Genomic DNA, 18,706 nt, shown 5'->3' with positions numbered 1-18,706 from the left:
CGGCTCGTACCTTTGGCAAAGTGTAGAGATAAAAAAACTGCCCACGGGGATGGGGCAGTTTTGTATGGAGAGGGAAGGGGATTAATATTCGTATTCTTTAGTACCTCGAAACTCTCTTGTGCCGTTTCCTTCTTTCTTATACTGCTTTATTACGGTTGGATAACCATCAGCATTATAAGTGTACTCAAAGGAGATAAGTGTTTCGTCTTTTGTGCCAACTGTTTTATGCTCATAAGTATTCTTATAGGTTAAGATATTGTTCTTCCCATTAAGAACGTCAAGAAAACGTGTAGGGTTTGGTTCTACTAAATCACCCATATAGTGTAATGGATTAGGCTTAGTATCATAAGTGTATTCTTCTACAGAGTTAGAATAAGAATTTTCTTCTACTTCCTTCACAACATTTCCACCAGAAAGAGTATAAGTTGTAGTATCAGTGCCATAAGAATAAGAAGTATCAGTTACCACTGCACCATTAAGGTCTTTTTCATATCGAGTTGTTACTTCAATTACTGTATTACCTCTGTAGGTAAATTGTCTTTCTTCATAATAAGTACCACTTTGGACATTTCCATTTACATAAATAATGGTAGGACGGCTTTTCAATACATTGGTAAGCTGATCCCCTGCATAAGAATACTGATACGTAGTAGTATAGTTATTCCTTTCATACTTCTCTGTTTTAGTAGCTACCTTTCCATTTTCATACGTAAAGTTCTGCACATAGTTATCTCTTCCTGCATTTACTCTTTTAGCCTGTTTGATAAATCTCCCTTCGTAGTAGAGAGTAGTAACTTGGGTAGTACCTGTCTGCACACCATTCTCGTAATTAGCTTCAGAAAATGACACAGGACGTCCTCCCTGATAAGTAAGTGTCATTACCTCTTCGAGGTTTCCATCCTCGTCCTTGGTAGTAATTTTCTTAACCAGATAGTTTGCTGAATCACTGCCATTGTCGTCGTTTTTGCCACATCCTATAAGTGTAGCCACTGCCAAAAGGCTGAATAAAATTTTCTTCATAATGCTATAAGTATTTAAATTTTGGGGCAAAGATAGTAAAAAATTACGAAGTCGTAGCACGACGGGCAATTAAAAAAACTGTTCCAAAAATTCTATATTGAGGGGGCGTTTGCAAAATGCCCCTACAAAATGATTAAAAGTAATTGATTATCAAGTTTATAGGATTTGTCAAATTTTCTTGCCTGTGCGACTCGCACCCCATAACCGCCCGTGCGGCTCGCACCTCGCACCTTTGGTAAAATGTAGAGATAAAAAACTGCCCGCATTGCTGGGGCAGTTTTGTATGGAGTGAAAGGGGATTAATATTCGTATTCTTTAATTTCTTCTAGCTTACCTTCACTATTATATTCCTTTATAGTTTTAGGATAACCCTCTGGAGTATATTCATACTCATAACGATAAGTAGTTTTGTGAGTATTGGTTTGTCCATTATGTGAATATGTGCTTATAACCTCCTTAAATGTAATATTATTTTTGCAAAAGTCGCTTTCATCATAAGTTTCTGGTTCGAGCGTTAAAGTATTCAAAGAATGAAGAGTCTTAGCATTGTCGTGTTTAAAATTGGTTATAGTAGTACTTCCTTGAGGATGAGTTTCTTCTTTTGTTATAACATTACCATTAGAAAGAATATAGATGATTTTAGAATTTTTTATAGTGCTGGTTATTACGGCTTCTTGTGCATTCACATAATACTCTTTGATATTCACAGTAATGTTTGCATTAGTGTAATTGAAAGTATGAGTTTCATAACGTTTTTCCCCATTATTTAAACTTCCTTTATAGGTAAATTGTTTTAGTTTACCATTCTCGTATTTGTACTCTATAGTCCCATTCCCATTAAGTTTCATAGGGTAGGTAATTTCTTTTCGCTCTAAATTACCACTGCCGTCATAGAAGAAAGTTTCTGTTTTGTTCTCTCTGTCGATAGAGCCGTCTTCTTGAGCTTCTTTTCTTTCTTGAATACGCCCTTGAGCATCATATTTAATAGTAGTGATTTGAGTAGTTCCAGTTTGTACTCCGTCAATGAGTTCTCTCTCAGAGAAAGAGGTTATTTTTCCATTTTCATAGTGAGCTATAACTTCATAGGTGTGTTTTCCGTCTGGCTCAAAGAAAATCATTCGCTCAACTTTCATTGTAGGGGTTTGTGTGGTGCTTGTAACAGTAGTTGAGGTAGTACCACCATTGCCATTGCCACCACCGTTATTGTTGTTGTCATCATCGTTTTTGCTACAAGCGGCTAAAGCTGCAATTGCCAAAAGGCTTACTAAAAAATGCTTCATAATGCTATAAGTATTTAAAATATTATCGTTTTTTGTATAAGGACGCTTTGATTTTAACAGTTTCGGTCAAATCACTCCAATCTTCAATCTTGAAAGCTCTAATATCCCTTACTGACTTTGCAAACCATTCTGTATAAGCAAGGGCATCAACAGCTAACATTAGATTGCCTATATTTCTATCTTCTGTAACATAAGTACTTCCTTGTATTCTATAAAAACCATATTTGTAAAGAATAGTAGCTATTTCAAAATAGGCATTATTATAAGGTTTTCCATAGTATTTTTCTAAATCAGAAATACTCATATCAAAAGCTAAAGCATACATAATCTATTGAATTTTATGAGGTTTGAAATAATCTTTAACACCAAAGAAAATACGACCTTTATCATCTTCAATAGCTATTTCGTCTCCGATGAAAGGATTTTTAAATATCTTAATAACTTTCCCTATAATCCAGTCATCTAACATTGTTAAATAAGGCGATACTTCTAATATATCACCTACTTTATAAGGGGATTGAGAGGTTTCTTTCTTCATAATGCTATAAGATTTATAATTATGGGGGCAAAGATAGTAAAAAATTACGAAGTCGTAGCACGACGGGCAATTAAAAAAAGCTGTCCTAAAAGTTTCATTTTGTAGGAGCGTTTAGCAAACGCCCCTACAAAATGATTAAAAGTGATTGATTATCAGATTTATAGAATATGTCAAAGTTTTTTGCCTGTGCGGCTCGCTCCTTATTTTCTCATTACCTCTACCCATTTACCATTGGTGCGGGTGTTGTAGCGGTTGCTGTACATTGCCTCAGCATAAGTGCCAGGCAGATAGTACTTGCCCGCATACGAGGCGTTGAGTTTGAGCTTGATATACTTGGTCTGCTTAGCTTTGAGCGACAAATAGAAATTCGCGCGGTCGTCGCGGAAATCAGCGTAGTCTATATTGCTATTGCTGCTGCCTTCATCGTAATCGGTAAAGCGGGTATTTACAATTTCCCAACCTGAAGGGATGATTTGAGTGAGCGCTACATTCTCTACCGCCTCACCAGTGAGGTTGGTAATCTCGATTGTGGCTACAAACTGAGTGCTTTGGCGCAAATTGGTTACATCAAGCGTGTGTCCGTTGCTATCGCGGTAAGTAGTGCTAAGCGAAAGACCGTTTTGCATAGCGAGTTCTTTGCCGACTGGCAATACGCCACTTGTGATGAGGCGTACATAGAGGGTTTGGTTGCCATTGTTCTTCACTTGTAAGCTCTCATTGCCTTTAGCAGCAAGGGTTTTCTGTAGCATAGGCTCGGTAGCTTTTAGATTTTCGGTTTTACCACTGAGGGTATAGCTGGCATTGATGCTCCTGCCGCTCTTATTCACAGCTACATATTTTGCCATTGCGTAGAGCGCATAAGCAGTGGTTTGGGTGCTAAGCCAATCGTTAGTAGAGAGTTTTTCGGCTATCTCTAATGCCCATCGTCCTGCATCTTCTTTTCTGCCAATGAGCAAAGCGGTTTCCATTGCCATTGCCTTGTTGCGGAGTACAGAACCGTAATAACTATTGGCATCATCGTCGATAGCGGTGGTTTGGAACAATTTTTCGGCAGTTTGTTTTTGTCCGGCAAGGGCGTAGGCAGCTGCCAAAGTGCGTTTAGCATTAGGGGTGAGCTCGTTGAGTTCACGCAAGCGGTTCATAGCGCCTATGTTAGGATTTCCGGCGAGTGCCAAAGTATAGAGGCGATAGGCTTGGGCAAAATCGTTTTGGTATTTACCCTCATAACGCCATTGGCGTGCTTCACTATTCTGATAGTTGAGCCAGCTCTGTTTGCTACCCGATGGCAACACATAGCCTTTTTTCTCGGCTTCTACAAAAAACTGACCTATATACGAAGTTACCCAATCATCGGCGTAACGATCTCCTTTCCAATAGGTAAAACCACCGTTGGAGAGTTGGTTCTCGTGCAATTTGCTGATGGCTGCACTCACATTGCGGTTCACCTCGTCGGCTTTTTCTTTAGAAAGGGTTACAAAGTCACTGAGGAATAATTGAGGGAATGCCCCCGAAGTAATTTGTTCGCCACAGCCGTGTGGATAGCTGATAAGATAACCCAAACGCTGGGTGAGGTTTACCCCTGGGAAGCTGGAAACTTCCAACACTGTTTTGGCTTTTTCGCCAAAGAGATTGATATTGAGGTTGTGTGACTGTCCGCCTTGCAATACAGCGTTTTGTACTACATAAGTAACAGGGTTAGGGTTGTACACATCCATTTCTACCTCATAAGTAGATTTTTCTTTACCCGAAGTAGCGGTGATTTTCACTTTGGCAATACCTGTCTGAGCGGTGGTTTCGAGCTCAAAATAAGCCATTTTCTCACCAGTGCTATCAAAATGTAACTGCTGATTATGTGTGCCCACCACTTTAAACAAGCCATTAGTTTCTACTTGGAGAGACACGTTCTTCACTTGTTTTTCCATAGCAAAAACGGTTACTGGCAACACGATTTTCTCGTTAGGCACGGCTTTGCGCGGCAAGGAACCTAAAATTGATAGCGGACTTACCACAGGTATATCCTTTTTCTCGGCACTACCAAAAGCATTGGTGGCTACATCACTGGCGACCACCATCACACGAGCAGAGCCCATATAATTAGGAATTTTCACGGTATGAGCATTAGTAGCCCCTTTCTTGAGTTCAAACGGACCGCGGAAGATAACAAAAGGTTTGAAGCGGTTTGCTTTTTGAGCATCGGCACCGCCTAAATCCTCGTCACCTCCTATGCTAAACGCCTGATTGATAGTTCCGCCATAAGCGCCAATCACATCGTCGTACACATCCCAAGTTTTTACTCCTAAAGCTGTTTTGCTAAAGAAAGTATTCCAAGGGTTTGGTGTTTTAAAGCGGGTGAGATTCAACAGCCCGTCCTCCACAATTGCCACGGTATAGGTCATCGGTTTACCCGATTTCTCACTTACCTTGATGCTTACTTTTTGGTTAGGAGTCAATCGGTCGGGCATTTGGATTACAGGGTTGAGCACTGTGTTTTTATCTACTACTTTCACGGGAACAACTCCGTACAAGCGAATAGGCGCATCGTTGAGCGTTTTGTTGTGCGGCTGCAAGAGGGTAACGTAGAAATACACGTTAGGCGACATCTTATTGGTGATAGGCACCTCAAAAGTAGTCTCTTTGTTAGCAGTTTCTACCCAATAAGTTTCGAGTACATCGTTGCCATTTTCTACCGAAATAAGCGCACGTCCGCCTTTATCGGAAGGGAAAGTGATTTTGGCTTTTTCGCCTACATTGTATTCTTTTTTGTTAGTACCTAAGGCGAGCATCACCGCTTCACTACCTTCACTGCCACGTGATTTGCCAGTCCAGTCACCCCAATCAAAATAAACAGTAGTACCGCACTTATGACCGCTTTGGTTATCGCTGAGCATAATAAAATAGCGACCCCAGTCGGCATCAGGGATATTGAGGGTAAATCGCCCTTTACCGTTGTTATCGGTGGTGAGATAGTCGGTTTTGTAAATAGCATTACTGCTGCTGCTGTTGTAGGTAGAGATGTTTTGGTTAGAAGCGTCCCACCACCAGTTCCAACCTACTTTATAAACAGTAACTGCTACGGTTCTGTTGCCCAGCGGCTGTCCGTTTTCACTGAGCACTACAGCATCGAAAGTATGGTTTTGCTGGGTGTTGTAGTAGTCGTATTTGTTAGTTTCGGGCAAACGCAAACCCACATACTCACTATAAGGAGAGAAAGAGGCGGTACTCACATCGGTGCTGAAGTCACCACCGCTTTCGTTAGCTTGGGTGAGGAAGTTCACCTTTAGCATACCAGGAGCTTCTAAGTCGTTCGTTCTGAAGTAGAAATTAGCATTACCATTGCTATCGGTTTGTCCTTCATACACGTTCATTTCTTCGCTCTCAAACTGGTAAGCACGGTTGTTGAACACGTATTTTTCATAGCCTTTAAAAGCGGTTTCTAAGGGGTAGAATTTTGCTTTTACATTTACCCCCGTATTGCCCGCAGGACTACCGTGTAACCACAATACTTGCAAGTGCACATTCTCTCCATTACCGCTGATGAGTTTCCCGCTGAGGCTATTCTCTATCTTGAGGCGGTTAGGTTTGATAGTTTCTATTTTGATGCGTTTGCTAAACTTGGCAGCTCCTGCCGAAATAGCAACACTCCAATTGCCTGTAGGAGCATCGGCATTGGTTTTCAATCCAAAAACATATTGATTGGTAGGGTTACTGGTTTGCATACGTTCGGCAATCACCTTGCCATAAGGGTCGGTAAAGCGGAGTTTGATAGGTAATTTTTCAGGATTTTTTTGAGCAAAATCGTTTAAAATGAAACCGACATAAATGCTGTCACCAGGGCGCCACACGCCGCGCTCAGTATAAATAAAGCCATTGAGTCCTTTCTGCAAGCGCATACCATCTACATCGTATTTGCTCACCGATTGGGGAGCGCCGTCGTCTAACTTCACATAAGTAGTAAACTTATCTTTTTTTACTTTTGCAAAATAAGCGCGGCTGCTGAGGTTTAAGCGCAACATTCCCTTGCTATCGGTTTTGCCTTCTTGTATTTTCTGTTGTTGGTAGCTAAACACCTCTACTACAGCTCCATCTACGGGTTTGGTAGTGAGCAAATCGTTTACTATGATGGTAAAACTATTGGTTTGACCTTTCTTCACTATTACCCCGAGATCGCTGGCGAGCACATTGGTGCCCACTGTTCTGCCGTAGTAATAATCGTCTTTGCAAGGGCTATCCTCATCTTCTTCCCAGTAGAATTCTTCGTCGTAATCGTAGTAATATTGTGCGTAGTTCACATCGTCGTCATTCAGAGGTTTTTCTTCAAATGAAAGGTCGAGAGGTTCTTCGTTTTTAGAACCACAAGCGTAGAGTGAATAGTTTTTGGTCATCCCTAATTCCACGCGGTAAATAGCTCCTGGTTCGGGGGTGATTACCGATGCTAAATCTAAGGAATAGGTGTTCCACTCATTGAGCGGATAGAGCGCTCCATCATTCAATTTTAATACTTTACGTGCAATAGGCTTACCCACGCGCTGTATATAGGAGCCTCCACCTAAATCGTTATCTTGCAAAAATTGAAAGATATTGTTCTCAAAAATGCGGTATACAGTAACATTCACCGCTCGCAAGTTGATAGTTTGAAAGTTAATTTTCAAATTTTGCGAGCTCGGCAGTATGGTGCCGCTTTTGAGGAAGCGAATATCGGGTTTTTGTTGTAAGAATTTGATATTAAAAGTCGCTTCTTTTTCCAAGCGATCGCCATAGATATTCTTGATGCCTTTGGAAACATGCACCTTGTAATCACCTTCTTTTTGTTCCTCGCGGAATACTTTCACCACGTTACCATTTACACTGTATTTCAGTGCGGTATCGGTATTGCTAAGGCTGATGAGCCCTGTAAAATCTTGTTCTTTTTCTAATGGGTCGGAAAAGTTTACACTAAACGATTGGTTGGCGCCATCGGTGCGGGCATTTAGCGCTTTGAAGATTCCTTTTTGTGGAATAGTAAAGGAGAAAGGAATGAGGTTTTCCTGAGGAACATCCTTAGTATCCCATTTAATTTCAAGTGTTTGCTCTTTATCAATACGCGGGATACTATCAAAAATAATCACAAACTTGTTGTTAGTGCCTTGTGATTGGAATTTTACGGCTACTTTTTTGCCGTTGAGGTTGGCTTTGAGCACATCTTTTACGGTTTCGTAGGAAATTTGGTCGTTAGCCAAAAGCTCGGCATTGAGGAAGTATAAATTTTTGTTGTAGGACTGCAAGTCGCCCGATTTTACTCTAAAAGCCTGTTCTAAAGTCTTTACAGTAAAGTTGAAGAGTTCGAGTTCTTTTTTAGGAACATCAAAAAGTTTCTTTACATTGAAAGAAATCTGATATTCAGTGTTTTGAGATAAAGGTTTATTGGGCACAAAGGCGATTTGCGACGGACTTTGGCACACCACTTTCCCTTCTACTTTAGGTGAAATTTCAAACAGATGGAGGTCGTTTATCTTGTCCATCTTTTCTTGAGATAGCGGTTCATTCAGTAGTATTTTAATCCCTGAATGGGCAGAAATCACCCCAGAGGTATACCCCGAAATATAATCTTTAAAAGCCAGCGGATCGCTGTTGAAATTGGCGTTTTTCTTACAAGCAACTGCTAATAATAATGCTAAGAGTACAAAGACTATTTTTTTCATAGTTCAATAACAATTGATTTTCAAGCGACAAAAATAGTAATAATTTTGTTAATTAACAAATTTGCCAATCTGCTAATTTGCTAATTTGTTAATTATTTGTACTTTTGCACTTCAAACTTTACCAAAGTTGAAAATGCAAATCTGATGATGATTAACAATACTAAGAAAATGACAAAAAAACTCCTCCTTTTCGCCTCTTTGCTGCTAATGGTAGCCTGTGGCGACAAAAAAGAAAAGGAAATTGCTGCTATACCAATGTCCTTTGAGATGGTGCGCTTGGATTCACTATTTGTAAAAACTCCTGATGCACAGTTCCCTGCCTTACGCCATCAATATCCTTATTTTTTCACTCCCAGCATTAGCGATAGTGAATGGGTGGAAATCAAGCACAAACCCATTTTCCCCGATTTGCCAGAATTTGCAAATATCTATTATCACACCTTATATAGCGAAGTAGAAAAACAATTAGGTGATTTATCAACCGAAAAGAAAGAACTAAAAAGTTTGTTCCAACATATCAAGTACTATTTTCCTAAATTTCAAGCGCCTAAGGTCATCACCCTCCTCAGTAGAGTAGACTACGAGTCGCGTGTGATTTATGCCGATAGCCTCCTGCTTATAGGCAGTGATAACTACTTGGGTGCCAAACACCCATTTTACCAAGATATGCAACATTACATTTCTACCGAGCTCGACAAGAAATATTTAGCAGTGGATGTAGCCGATGCTTTTGCTGAAAAATTAGTACCTCGAGGCGTACATCTTTCTTTTCTGGACAATATGATTTACGAAGGAAAAAAACTGTACTTGGAACAACAATTACTTCCTAAAAAATCTACTGCCGACTTGTTGCGATATACCGACCAGCAGTACGCGTGGGCTGAAGCTAATGAACCCGAAATATGGCGTTATTTTATAGAAAAAGAGCTCCTTTATCAAACTGATAAGAAGCTCCTTGCGCGTTTTCTCTACCCAGCGCCTTTCTCTAAATTCTATTTGGAATTAGATAATGAGTCACCAGGGCAAATAGCAAAATTTATGGGGTTACGCATCGTTCAGGCGTATGCCGAAAATCATAAAGAAGAACCATTAGTAAAGATTTTGGCAATGAACTCCGATGCCCTCTTTAAACAATCACAGTACAAGCCTAATAAGTAATGATGAGATTTTTATAGGGGCGTTTGCAGCACATACCCAGCTATCACTGGCTTTCCTACAAATTACCTCTTATCTCCTAAGACCTCTAAAACATTATCTAAAGCCTTAACCACCTCTTCCGAAGCGTCTAAGGTTACTAATTTGTGTCGGTGTTCCTTAAAATTAGGGATTCCTTTAAAATAATTAGCATAGTGGCGGCGCATTTCTACTACCCCTTGGCGTTCGCCTTTCCATTCTACCGACCATAACAAGTGGTTTTTAGCTGCTTCCACACGGTCGGCAATAGTAGGCGAGGGGAGAAGTTCGCCAGTAGCGAAATAGTGTTTGATTTCATTGAAAATCCACGGATAGCCAATAGCCGCGCGCCCTATCATAATGCCATCGATACCATACTTATTGCGGTATTCTAAAGCCTTTTCGGGGCTATCGATATCACCATTGCCAAAAATAGGAATGTGCATACGCGGGTTGTTCTTCACTTTGGCAATATAACTCCAGTCCGAGTGCCCTTTGTACATCTGGCTGCGGGTGCGCGCGTGAATAGTGAGCGCACTAATCCCCACATCTTGCAGTCGTTCAGCTACTTCCTCTATGTTGATACTCTGTTCGTCCCAGCCTAAGCGCGTTTTCACTGTTACCGGTAGGGTGGTACTGTTTACCACAGCTTTGGTAAGGCGTACCATCAGGTCGATATCCTTGAGTACTCCAGCGCCCGCTCCTTTACTCACCACTTTTTTCACTGGGCAACCAAAGTTGATATCCACCAAATCGGGGTTTACAGTAGCTACAATTTTAGCCGAGAGCGCCATAGCCTCCTCATCACCCCCAAAAATCTGTATTCCTACGGGGCGTTCATAGTCAAAAATATCTAATTTTTGTCGGCTTTTAATAGCATCGCGTATCAAACCTTCCGATGAGATAAACTCGCTGTAGAGCATATCAGCGCCGTGCATTTTGCACAATCGGCGAAAAGGAGGGTCGCTCACATCTTCCATAGGAGCGAGCAGCAGTGGGAATTCTCCCAAGTCTATATTTCCTATTTTAGGCACGTTGTAATAAATTTATTTTCAAAGGCGCAAAGGTAGTGTGTAATTAGCAAATTAGCAAATTTAGGGATTAGCAAACAAAAAAAATCTTTTAAAATTTTGCTACTTTAAAAAATAATTGTATTTTTACGCCCCAAATTTAGGAATTGGAAGGTAATATACTAACTTCTAAACCTCTAAACCCTATTACGTTATGGAAGAAAATATCAGAGTACGTTATTCCGATAAGGAATTGGAAGAATTTAAGGCACTTATAGAAGAAAAAATCAAAAAAGCTCAAGCTGATTTGGAACTTATCAAAAGCTCCTATATGAATAGTGCTACTAATGGTACCGACGACACTGCCCCTACTTTCAAAGCTTTTGAAGAGGGTTCTAAGGTAACCAGCAAAGAAGAAAATACTGCCTTGGCTATCCGTCAAGAGAAGTTTATTCGCGATCTTAAAAATGCGCTGATTCGCATTGAGAACAAAACTTATGGCATCTGCCGCGTAACAGGTAAACTCATCGATAAACGCAGGTTGATGGCAGTGCCTCACGCTACCCTTAGCATCGAGGCTAAAAATATGCAATAGCCTGATGACACTCACCGAGTATCTACACCAAGAAACTCAAATTCCCATCACAACCCTTACCTCCCTAACGGCTCACCTATTCGAGCGCAGGGAGGTAAAGAAGTATAACATTTTGCTCAAAGCGGGCACTACTTCAAAAGAGTTGTTCTATGTGGAAGAAGGCTTGTTGCGCTGTTTTTACTACAAGAAAAAGAAAGATATTACCCATATTTTTTTTCTCGAAAAGATGTTTTATTTTCCAGTGGAAAGCATCTATTTCAATCAATCTTCTCCTTTGTGTTTAGAAGCCTTAGAGGACAGTGTAGTGTGGGTAGCCAACTTTTCGGAAGTAGAACTCGTTGTAAATGAACATCAGGAACTTGAACGCCTGATGCGCCTGCTCTTGGTCTCAGCTATCAAATCACTCACCGAGCGGCTGTACCTCGTAAAGTTCCAAACCGCCCAAGAGCGTTACCAATGGCTGTTAAACAACTACCCCCAAATACTCCTCCGCGCTCCCTTAGGGCATATCGCCTCGTTGTTAGGCATTACCCAGCAAACCCTCAGCGTTATCAGAGCAAACCTCCTAACCCCTGTTCCCTAACCTCTAAATCCTATGACCTACCGTCTTGCCTCTCCTGCCGATGCCCGTAAAGTAGCTACTGTGCTCACCGATGCTTTTGCTAATTACAATATGTATCGCGCGGTGCTCAGCTCTTTTTTTACTACCGATAGCAAGTATATCGACTATCTGAATAAATTGCATTATGTGCAAGTGATGAGCAATATCCGCAAGGGCTATTGCCTGATAGCCGAAGAAAATAGCGAAATTATAGCTGTTGCTGTGATGCAATCACTGCGCCACACCCGTATTACCCTTTGGGACTACCTGCGCTCAGGAGCTTTTGCGCTTTGGCGTTATGCCAAACCTACTCAATGTTTCTTGCCATTTTTAGACAAGAGCAGCGAGTACGCCAAAAAACAAACTTCTGAAAACAGATGGTATTTAGAGAGTTTTGTAGTGAGTCCCGCGTGGCAAGGCAAACATATAGGAGGTAAGTTTTTAGACGAAGCCGTTTTGCCTTTAGTAGCACGTGAAGGAGGTGGCCAACTCAGTTTGGTTACCAATACCGAAACAAATGTATCTTTCTACCAAAAACACGGTTTTGAGCAAATTCACCAAACCAAAATAGGGGGCGTAGATGTTTGGACGATGCTGGCGGAAGTAAAGAGTTGATAGTGAATAGTAAAAAAATAGCATACTTTGCCAAAATTTTTGCCTATGAGGCTCGTAGCTTTGGCAAAGTTTTTTTATGCTCTAAAACTCCAAATTTGCTAAATTCCTGATTATTTTCTACTTTTGCGCCAAACAAACGTCTAACGACTAATAATTAACGAACTATGTCAGTAACAGTAACCATAGAGCAAACCAGTCCGCAAGCCAATGCTATTATAGAGATGTTGAGAGCTTTTGATTTTGTAACGTTCAAAGAACCCAAAAAAGCAAAAGCCTTAGCAACGCCTACCCAGTATGTAGCTTCTGATGAAATATTAGAGGAGGACGAAAATGGTATTCCTTTAGAGCACAAGGATTTTATTTTAGACCTCTCAAGGAAAATCAATAAGAAAATGACTGACCGAATGAGGAAACATTTTAATATTTAAAAATGCCAATCAAATTATGATTATTATTGCAGATAGTAATATTTTTATAAGTGCCTTATTAGCTCCTAAAGGAGGTATCTCCACTATTTTAACAGAGAGGAAGAGACTGCAATTTGTAGTGCCTGATTATCTTATAAAAGAAGTAAATGAACATATTCCAAATTTAGCAAAACGTCTTGAGTCTAAAAGTAATCTTTCATATAAGAAGATAAAACAAAAATTAGTAGATGATTTTGAAAAGTTATTGAAAGGAGTAAAAATAGTAGATGTAGACAGCGAAGTTAGGAAAGAGAATGTAGCAAAAGCTCTAGAAATAGTTAATGATGTAGATGTGAATGATTTGCCTTTTATCGCACTACACTTAGAGATAAAACATAAAATCTGGACTTCTGATGACCGTCTGAAAGAGGGACTTACTCAAAAGGGGTACGCTCATTTCTTTATTTCAACAAAAGAAGTAATAGCACAAACATATAAAAAGAATATCTAAAAGAATAAACAAACAACCACTGCCCGTGTGGCTCACACCTAACGACTAAAAATAACCGATATATGAAATTCAACGAGTACAAACACTTAGACCTTACTAAGATAGCAGAAGAAATATTGGCTTTCTGGAAAGCCGCTAACATCTTTGAGCAGAGTATCGCCTCACGTGAGGGCGCTATTCCGTTCGTGTTTTTTGAAGGACCACCATCTGCTAATGGCGTACCTGGTATTCACCACGTGATGGCGCGCTCTATTAAGGATATTTTCTGCCGTTATAAAACTCAGAAAGGATTTCAAGTAAAACGCAAAGCAGGTTGGGATACCCACGGATTGCCCGTAGAATTGGGAGTAGAGAAAGAACTCGGCATTACCAAAGAAGATATAGGCAAGAAAATAAGCGTAGAGGACTATAACAAGGCTTGTAAGGAAGCCGTGATGCGCTATACCGATATCTGGAATGACCTTACCGAGAAAATAGGCTACTGGGTGGATATGGAAGACCCTTACATCACCTACAAACCCAAATATATGGAAAGCGTGTGGTGGCTTTTGAAACAGCTCTACAACAAACAGTTGCTATACAAAGGCTACACCATTCAGCCGTACTCGCCTAAGGCGGGTACAGGTTTGTCGTCGCACGAACTCAACCAACCTGGGTGCTACCGCGATGTGAGCGATACAACCGTAGTAGCACAGTTTAAAGTAAAAGCGTTAGCAGCAGCGGCAGCCAAAGCCTTGGGTAACCCTACAGCACCTATTCATATCCTCGCTTGGACAACTACCCCTTGGACATTGCCTTCTAACACCGCACTTGCCGTGGGCAAAGAGATTGAGTATGTACTCGTAAAAACATTCAATCAATATACTTTTGAGCCGATTACTATCATCATCGGTAAACCGCTTTTAGCAAAACAATTCGGCAAGAAATTCGTAGAGGGCGATGCTACAGCCTTAGCGGCTTATACGCCTGAAAGCAAGACAATTCCTTATCAAATTATAGGGGAATGCAAAGGTGCTGACCTTGTGGGTACTGCTTACGAGCAACTCATTCCTTGGTGCACTCCTGCCGAAAACCCTACTGAGGCTTTCCGCGTGATTGCAGGTGACTTTGTTACGACCGATGACGGTACAGGTATCGTACATATCGCTCCTACCTTTGGTGCTGATGACGCCCGTGTAGCCAAAGAATACGGCGTACCACCAATGCTTGTAAAAGACGCTCACGGCAATTTGATTCCGTTAGTAGATTTACAAGGAAAATTTATCACAGGGCACAATATTCCTGAGGCTTTTGCCGGTAAATATATCAAAAATGAGTATTACGATGCAGGAGAAGCGCCTGAAAAATCGTGGGATGTGAGTTTGGCGATTCTCCTCAAAGAAGAAAACAAGGCTTTCAAAGTAGAAAAATACGTACACAGCTATCCACACTGCTGGCGTACTGATAAACCCGTGTTGTACTACCCGCTCGACTCGTGGTTTATAAAGGTTACTGACTTCAAAGACCGTATGTTTGAGCTCAATGAAACCATCAACTGGAAACCTAAGGCTACCGGTGAAGGGCGTTTTGGCAACTGGCTCAAAAATGCTAACGACTGGAACCTTTCGCGTTCGCGCTATTGGGGTATCCCGTTACCTATTTGGCGTACTGACGATAAACAAGAGGAAATCTGCATCGGTTCGGTAGAAGAACTAAAAGCCGAAATACAAAAAGCTATCGCAGCGGGCGTAATGACAGCCGACCCTTATAAAGATTTTGTAGTGGGCGACAACTCCGAAAGCAATTACGACAAGGTAGATTTACACAAAAATATCGTCGATAACATAGTGCTCGTATCGCCATCAGGCAAGCCAATGCACCGCGAAACCGACCTTATCGACGTGTGGTTCGACTCAGGGTCTATGCCGTATGCACAATGGCACTATCCTTTTGAAAACAAGGACTATATAGAAAACCATACCGCTTACCCAGCCGACTTTATTGCGGAGGGGGTAGACCAAACACGCGGTTGGTTCTATACACTTCACGCCATTGCTACTTCGGTTTTTGACAGTGTGGCATACAAAAATGTAGTGTCTAACGGTTTGGTACTCGACAAGAACGGACAGAAGATGTCGAAACGCTTGGGCAATGCGGTAGACCCATTCACTACCATAGCCGAGTATGGTGCCGATGCCACTCGCTGGTATATGATTTCTAACGCGAACCCTTGGGACAACCTCAAATTCGACTTGGAAGGGGTAGCTGAGGTGCGTCGTAAGTTCTTCGGTACGCTCTATAATACTTATTCATTCTTTGCACTCTATGCCAATACCGACAGCTTCACTTATGCAGAAGCCGATATACCACTGGCTGAACGCCCTGAAATAGACCGCTGGATACTTTCGGAACTCAATACCCTCATCAAAGAAGTAGATGCGCTCTACGCCGATTATGAGCCTACCCGTGCTACGCGTGCTATTTCGGATTTTGTACAAGAAAACCTCAGTAATTGGTATGTGCGCTTGTCACGTCGCCGTTTTTGGAAAGGAGAATACGAAACCGATAAAATAGCCGCTTACCAAACGCTTTACACTTGCCTTATAACTATCGCCAAACTGATGGCGCCTGTCGCACCTTTCTATGCCGATAGATTATACAAAGACTTGGTGAGTGTTACTGGCAAAGAAAACAAAGAGAGTGTACACCTCACCGATTTCCCCGTAGTTGATGAAAGCTATATCGATAAATCGTTGGAAAGTAAGATGCAGAAAGCACAGACTATCTCGTCCTTAGTACTATCGTTGCGCAAGAAAGAAAGCATCAAGGTGCGTCAGCCATTGCAAAAGATAATGATACCGATAGCCAACGCCACCGAGCGCGCTGAAATAGAAGCCGTAGCAAACCTCATCAAGCACGAGGTGAATGTGAAGGAAATAGAACTCTTGGAAGATGCCTCAGGTATATTGGTAAAACAAATCAAACCGAACTTCAAGACCTTAGGACCTAAGTTTGGCAAGGATATGAAAGCCATTGCCACAGCGGTACAAGAATTTGGTCAGCAGGAAATAGCTCAGTTTGAAAAAGCACAAACGTACAGTTTGCAACTACTCGACAAAACGGTTACTTTGAGTTTGGACGACGTAGAAATCAGCACCCAAGATATAGAAGGTTGGTTGGTAGCCACCGCTGGCAGTCTGTTGGTAGCCTTAGATATTCACATCACCCCTGAACTGCGCCAAGAAGGTATCGCTCGTGAGCTGGTGAACCGCATTCAGAATATCCGTAAGGACAACGATTACGACATCACCGACCGCATACAAATACGCCTTCAAGCGCAGCCCGCTTTGCAAGCAGCCGTTACAGCCAACGAAGCCTATATCAAGAACGAAACCCTTACTGATAGCATCACTTTTGTAGAGAGTCTGCCAGAGGGTGAAGAAATAGCCTTCGACGAAGTAACAACAAGAATAGTAGTTGCAAAATCGTAAGCTAATGATACACTTTGCCAAAGGAGCGAACCACGAGGACTGAAACCTTTGGCAAAGTGAATTATCTAAAAACAAGAAGCAAAATGAACACCATAGTATTAAAAAATAGTATTGATTATCATCAGTACCAGCAAATAGTAGATTTTTTTGCTACGATAGGGGTGGAAATAGAAAACCCTTATGGGGAGGTAACTTTGCAAGACGATGAAGTTCTTTTGCAAGCATTAGATGAGGGTATAACACAAGCAGATAATGGGCTTTTGATACCCCATAATGAAGTAATGCAAGAAATAGACTTACTCATAAAAAGCTATCAAAAGTAATGAAAAAATTAGCTATACATTGGACTCCTATGGCTAAAATCCAATATAGTGAGGTAATTACTTTTTGGATAGAAAAGACAGAAACAATATCCTATGTAGAAAAGATTCAGAAGGAGGTAGCTTATTCTCTTGAACTTTTATCAGAGTTCCCTAAAATGTGTCCAATATTTCCTAAAAGGAGCAATAAAGATATAAGACAGTTAATAATTCTTACAAATTATTCTATTTTCTATAGAATAATTGAAGATAAAGAAGAAATTGAGATAGTGCTTTTTTGGGATAATAGAACTAATCCTAAGAAATTGAGATTTAATTAAGAGTCGTACTGAACTACACAAAAGATTAACTGCAAAATATGGAAATAAGATGGACTGAGGAAGCTATCAAAAACCTCTATAAAATAACCAAATAAGAAATATTTCTATGAGTTTTGCTAATGATATTAAGAACCTAAGCAGTTTTTTAAAAGAGCAAGGTTTTTTGGCTGTACCAATGAATTACAATAACCTTCGTTCGTGGGTAAAGGAATTGGATAGCAAGCACTTGGTTTATATGTATGTTTACGTCGGTCAGTACAAACAACATAGCCAAGATGGTTTTCTTATCGTATCGCCTCCACGTGATAACGATGATGTTTGGGAACGTACCTCCTTAGCTTTTGGCATTCCTTTAGATGAAAACTTTGAGTTAGGTTCAGGGTTTTATGACAAATACATCAATAGACTTACCAATCTATTGCCCAGTGCCGTTTGCTTAAAAGAAGCCGTAATCAATGAGATGCACAACCCCAGAGTGAGATTGCAACAAAAGGTATTAATACCGCTAAAATATTAGCTACTCGTTATATGAGAGTTGTACAAGGGTTTCGCGATTTGCAGAAAGCACCTAATTTTGCTGAGCTCTGCCAAATTAGCAAAGAAATGTGGTTAAAAAAGAAGAAAATCTATTGGTTAGAAGAAGAATTAGGTAAGAAATATCTTGAACCCTATGCTGATGATATTATAAAACAATATCCTGATACTTATACCGAAAGACTTAGTATTATTTTAGCTACTTATAGTGTTTTTAGGTAGTACCTTCTAAATTTTAAAACCCTAATGTAATGAAAATGAAATATTTCTCGTGTGTTTTACTATTAATTGTGGGTGTGCGCGCTTTTTATGAGTATGAAGGGGAAAACTTATTGATAGGTTCGCTATTTAAGGAAGAAGGGAGTATAATATGGGATTCTAAATTCACTTATGATGAACACAATAAACTGAAAGAGGAGTATATTGAGATAAACGGCAATAAAAGCAATGGTTTTTGGAATAAATTTTCGGCTGATGGTAGGGTGATTGAGCACTTGACTTTATCATCTGACAAGGTTAGTACTTTCGTTTATACGAATGATAAACAGGGTAATTGGATAAAGATGATTACTTATGAACAAGGAATTCCTGTGCTTTATGTAGAGCGAAAAATAGAGTACTTTAAGTAAAACAC

General features: G+C 40.6%; 18 protein-coding genes. 12 read left to right on the top strand and 6 right to left on the bottom strand.

From position 1 onward, the window contains the following. Positions 1–81: 81 nt before the first annotated feature. The 5 genes from CBG49_RS00680 to CBG49_RS00660 form a co-directional block, all read right to left on the bottom strand. Positions 82–1,020 (bottom strand): wall associated protein, encoded by a 939-nt coding sequence (locus CBG49_RS00680; RefSeq protein WP_088592936.1) that lies wholly within the window; start codon positions 1,018–1,020, stop codon positions 82–84. A gap of 299 nt (positions 1,021–1,319) precedes the next feature. Then, a complete protein-coding gene (locus tag CBG49_RS00675) occupies positions 1,320–2,300 on the bottom strand; it encodes a hypothetical protein (protein ID WP_088592935.1) in 981 nt (326 codons plus the stop codon). A 22-nt stretch (positions 2,301–2,322) separates the two neighbouring features. Then, complete coding sequence (locus CBG49_RS00670; RefSeq protein ID WP_088592934.1) at positions 2,323–2,625, bottom strand: virulence protein; 303 nt, start codon at positions 2,623–2,625, stop codon at positions 2,323–2,325. Between the two features lie 3 nt (positions 2,626–2,628). Then, the gene (locus tag CBG49_RS00665; protein ID WP_088592933.1) at positions 2,629–2,838 is read right to left on the bottom strand and encodes a hypothetical protein; all 210 of its coding nucleotides are present in this window, start codon (positions 2,836–2,838) and stop codon (positions 2,629–2,631) included. A 200-nt stretch (positions 2,839–3,038) separates the two neighbouring features. Continuing rightward, a complete protein-coding gene (locus tag CBG49_RS00660; protein WP_088592932.1) occupies positions 3,039–8,516 on the bottom strand; it encodes an alpha-2-macroglobulin family protein in 5,478 nt (1,825 codons plus the stop codon). Positions 8,517–8,684: 168 nt separating this feature from the next. On the opposite strand from CBG49_RS00660, the gene gldB reads away from it, so the two are divergent. After that, complete coding sequence (gene gldB, locus CBG49_RS00655) at positions 8,685–9,674, top strand: gliding motility lipoprotein GldB (protein WP_088595228.1); 990 nt, start codon at positions 8,685–8,687, stop codon at positions 9,672–9,674. Positions 9,675–9,736: 62 nt separating this feature from the next. On the opposite strand, the gene dusB is transcribed toward gldB, so the two are convergent. After that, complete coding sequence (gene dusB, locus CBG49_RS00650) at positions 9,737–10,723, bottom strand: tRNA dihydrouridine synthase DusB (RefSeq protein WP_088592931.1); 987 nt, start codon at positions 10,721–10,723, stop codon at positions 9,737–9,739. A 190-nt stretch (positions 10,724–10,913) separates the two neighbouring features. Between dusB and CBG49_RS00645 the strand changes: the two genes are divergently transcribed. The 11 genes from CBG49_RS00645 to CBG49_RS00600 all read left to right on the top strand — a co-directional run bounded on the left by CBG49_RS00645 (position 10,914) and on the right by CBG49_RS00600 (position 18,701). Further along, positions 10,914–11,294: a TraR/DksA family transcriptional regulator gene (locus CBG49_RS00645; protein WP_002678619.1), complete on the top strand. Its 381-nt coding sequence runs from the start codon at positions 10,914–10,916 to the stop codon at positions 11,292–11,294. A 4-nt stretch (positions 11,295–11,298) separates the two neighbouring features. Then, entirely contained in the window at positions 11,299–11,877 is a 579-nt protein-coding gene (locus tag CBG49_RS00640; protein ID WP_088592930.1) for a Crp/Fnr family transcriptional regulator, read from the top strand. A 12-nt stretch (positions 11,878–11,889) separates the two neighbouring features. After that, positions 11,890–12,510: a GNAT family N-acetyltransferase gene (locus tag CBG49_RS00635; RefSeq protein WP_088592929.1), complete on the top strand. Its 621-nt coding sequence runs from the start codon at positions 11,890–11,892 to the stop codon at positions 12,508–12,510. Positions 12,511–12,674: 164 nt separating this feature from the next. After that, positions 12,675–12,938, top strand: coding sequence for a hypothetical protein (locus CBG49_RS00630; protein WP_088592928.1), 264 nt, complete (start codon positions 12,675–12,677; stop codon positions 12,936–12,938). Between the two features lie 16 nt (positions 12,939–12,954). Next, the gene (locus CBG49_RS00625; RefSeq protein WP_002678387.1) at positions 12,955–13,428 is read left to right on the top strand and encodes a PIN domain-containing protein; all 474 of its coding nucleotides are present in this window, start codon (positions 12,955–12,957) and stop codon (positions 13,426–13,428) included. A 62-nt stretch (positions 13,429–13,490) separates the two neighbouring features. Continuing rightward, the gene (gene ileS / locus CBG49_RS00620) at positions 13,491–16,898 is read left to right on the top strand and encodes an isoleucine--tRNA ligase (protein WP_088592927.1); all 3,408 of its coding nucleotides are present in this window, start codon (positions 13,491–13,493) and stop codon (positions 16,896–16,898) included. Between the two features lie 83 nt (positions 16,899–16,981). Then, a complete protein-coding gene (locus CBG49_RS00615) occupies positions 16,982–17,221 on the top strand; it encodes a hypothetical protein (protein ID WP_088592926.1) in 240 nt (79 codons plus the stop codon). Continuing rightward, on the top strand, positions 17,221–17,538 hold the full coding sequence (locus tag CBG49_RS00610; RefSeq protein WP_088592925.1) for a type II toxin-antitoxin system RelE/ParE family toxin: 318 nt from the start codon (positions 17,221–17,223) through the stop codon (positions 17,536–17,538). The genes CBG49_RS00615 and CBG49_RS00610 overlap by 1 nt, the downstream gene beginning before the upstream one ends. Before the next feature lie 106 nt (positions 17,539–17,644). Further along, positions 17,645–18,055, top strand: a complete 411-nt coding sequence (locus CBG49_RS15965) for a hypothetical protein (protein ID WP_227002924.1) — start codon at positions 17,645–17,647, stop codon at positions 18,053–18,055. 11 nt (positions 18,056–18,066) lie between these two features. After that, entirely contained in the window at positions 18,067–18,294 is a 228-nt protein-coding gene (locus tag CBG49_RS15960) for a hypothetical protein (protein ID WP_227002923.1), read from the top strand. Between the two features lie 29 nt (positions 18,295–18,323). Beyond that, the gene (locus tag CBG49_RS00600; protein WP_193433072.1) at positions 18,324–18,701 is read left to right on the top strand and encodes a hypothetical protein; all 378 of its coding nucleotides are present in this window, start codon (positions 18,324–18,326) and stop codon (positions 18,699–18,701) included. Positions 18,702–18,706 lie beyond the last annotated feature (5 nt).

Source organism: Capnocytophaga endodontalis (genome assembly GCF_002209445.1).
Lineage (GTDB): Bacteria > Bacteroidota > Bacteroidia > Flavobacteriales > Flavobacteriaceae > Capnocytophaga > Capnocytophaga periodontitidis.
The sequence above is the reverse complement of the archived record's forward strand: the minus strand, read 5'-3'. Positions and strand labels throughout refer to the sequence as shown.

Excerpts from the sequence above, each read along its gene's own strand:
- CBG49_RS00680 (WP_088592936.1), bottom strand. The coding sequence starts at position 1,020 with ATGAAGAAAATTTTATTCAGCCTTTTGGCAGTGGCTACACTTATAGGA.
- CBG49_RS00675 (WP_088592935.1), bottom strand. The coding sequence starts at position 2,300 with ATGAAGCATTTTTTAGTAAGCCTTTTGGCAATTGCAGCTTTAGCCGCT.
- CBG49_RS00670 (WP_088592934.1), bottom strand. The coding sequence starts at position 2,625 with ATGTATGCTTTAGCTTTTGATATGAGTATTTCTGATTTAGAAAAATAC.
- CBG49_RS00665 (WP_088592933.1), bottom strand. The coding sequence starts at position 2,838 with ATGAAGAAAGAAACCTCTCAATCCCCTTATAAAGTAGGTGATATATTA.
- CBG49_RS00660 (WP_088592932.1), bottom strand. The coding sequence starts at position 8,516 with ATGAAAAAAATAGTCTTTGTACTCTTAGCATTATTATTAGCAGTTGCT.
- gldB (WP_088595228.1), top strand. The coding sequence starts at position 8,685 with ATGACAAAAAAACTCCTCCTTTTCGCCTCTTTGCTGCTAATGGTAGCC.
- CBG49_RS00645 (WP_002678619.1), top strand. The coding sequence starts at position 10,914 with ATGGAAGAAAATATCAGAGTACGTTATTCCGATAAGGAATTGGAAGAA.
- CBG49_RS00640 (WP_088592930.1), top strand. The coding sequence starts at position 11,299 with ATGACACTCACCGAGTATCTACACCAAGAAACTCAAATTCCCATCACA.
- CBG49_RS00635 (WP_088592929.1), top strand. The coding sequence starts at position 11,890 with ATGACCTACCGTCTTGCCTCTCCTGCCGATGCCCGTAAAGTAGCTACT.
- CBG49_RS00630 (WP_088592928.1), top strand. The coding sequence starts at position 12,675 with ATGTCAGTAACAGTAACCATAGAGCAAACCAGTCCGCAAGCCAATGCT.
- CBG49_RS00625 (WP_002678387.1), top strand. The coding sequence starts at position 12,955 with ATGATTATTATTGCAGATAGTAATATTTTTATAAGTGCCTTATTAGCT.
- ileS (WP_088592927.1), top strand. The coding sequence starts at position 13,491 with ATGAAATTCAACGAGTACAAACACTTAGACCTTACTAAGATAGCAGAA.
- CBG49_RS00615 (WP_088592926.1), top strand. The coding sequence starts at position 16,982 with ATGAACACCATAGTATTAAAAAATAGTATTGATTATCATCAGTACCAG.
- CBG49_RS00610 (WP_088592925.1), top strand. The coding sequence starts at position 17,221 with ATGAAAAAATTAGCTATACATTGGACTCCTATGGCTAAAATCCAATAT.
- CBG49_RS15965 (WP_227002924.1), top strand. The coding sequence starts at position 17,645 with ATGAGTTTTGCTAATGATATTAAGAACCTAAGCAGTTTTTTAAAAGAG.
- CBG49_RS15960 (WP_227002923.1), top strand. The coding sequence starts at position 18,067 with ATGAGAGTTGTACAAGGGTTTCGCGATTTGCAGAAAGCACCTAATTTT.
- CBG49_RS00600 (WP_193433072.1), top strand. The coding sequence starts at position 18,324 with ATGAAAATGAAATATTTCTCGTGTGTTTTACTATTAATTGTGGGTGTG.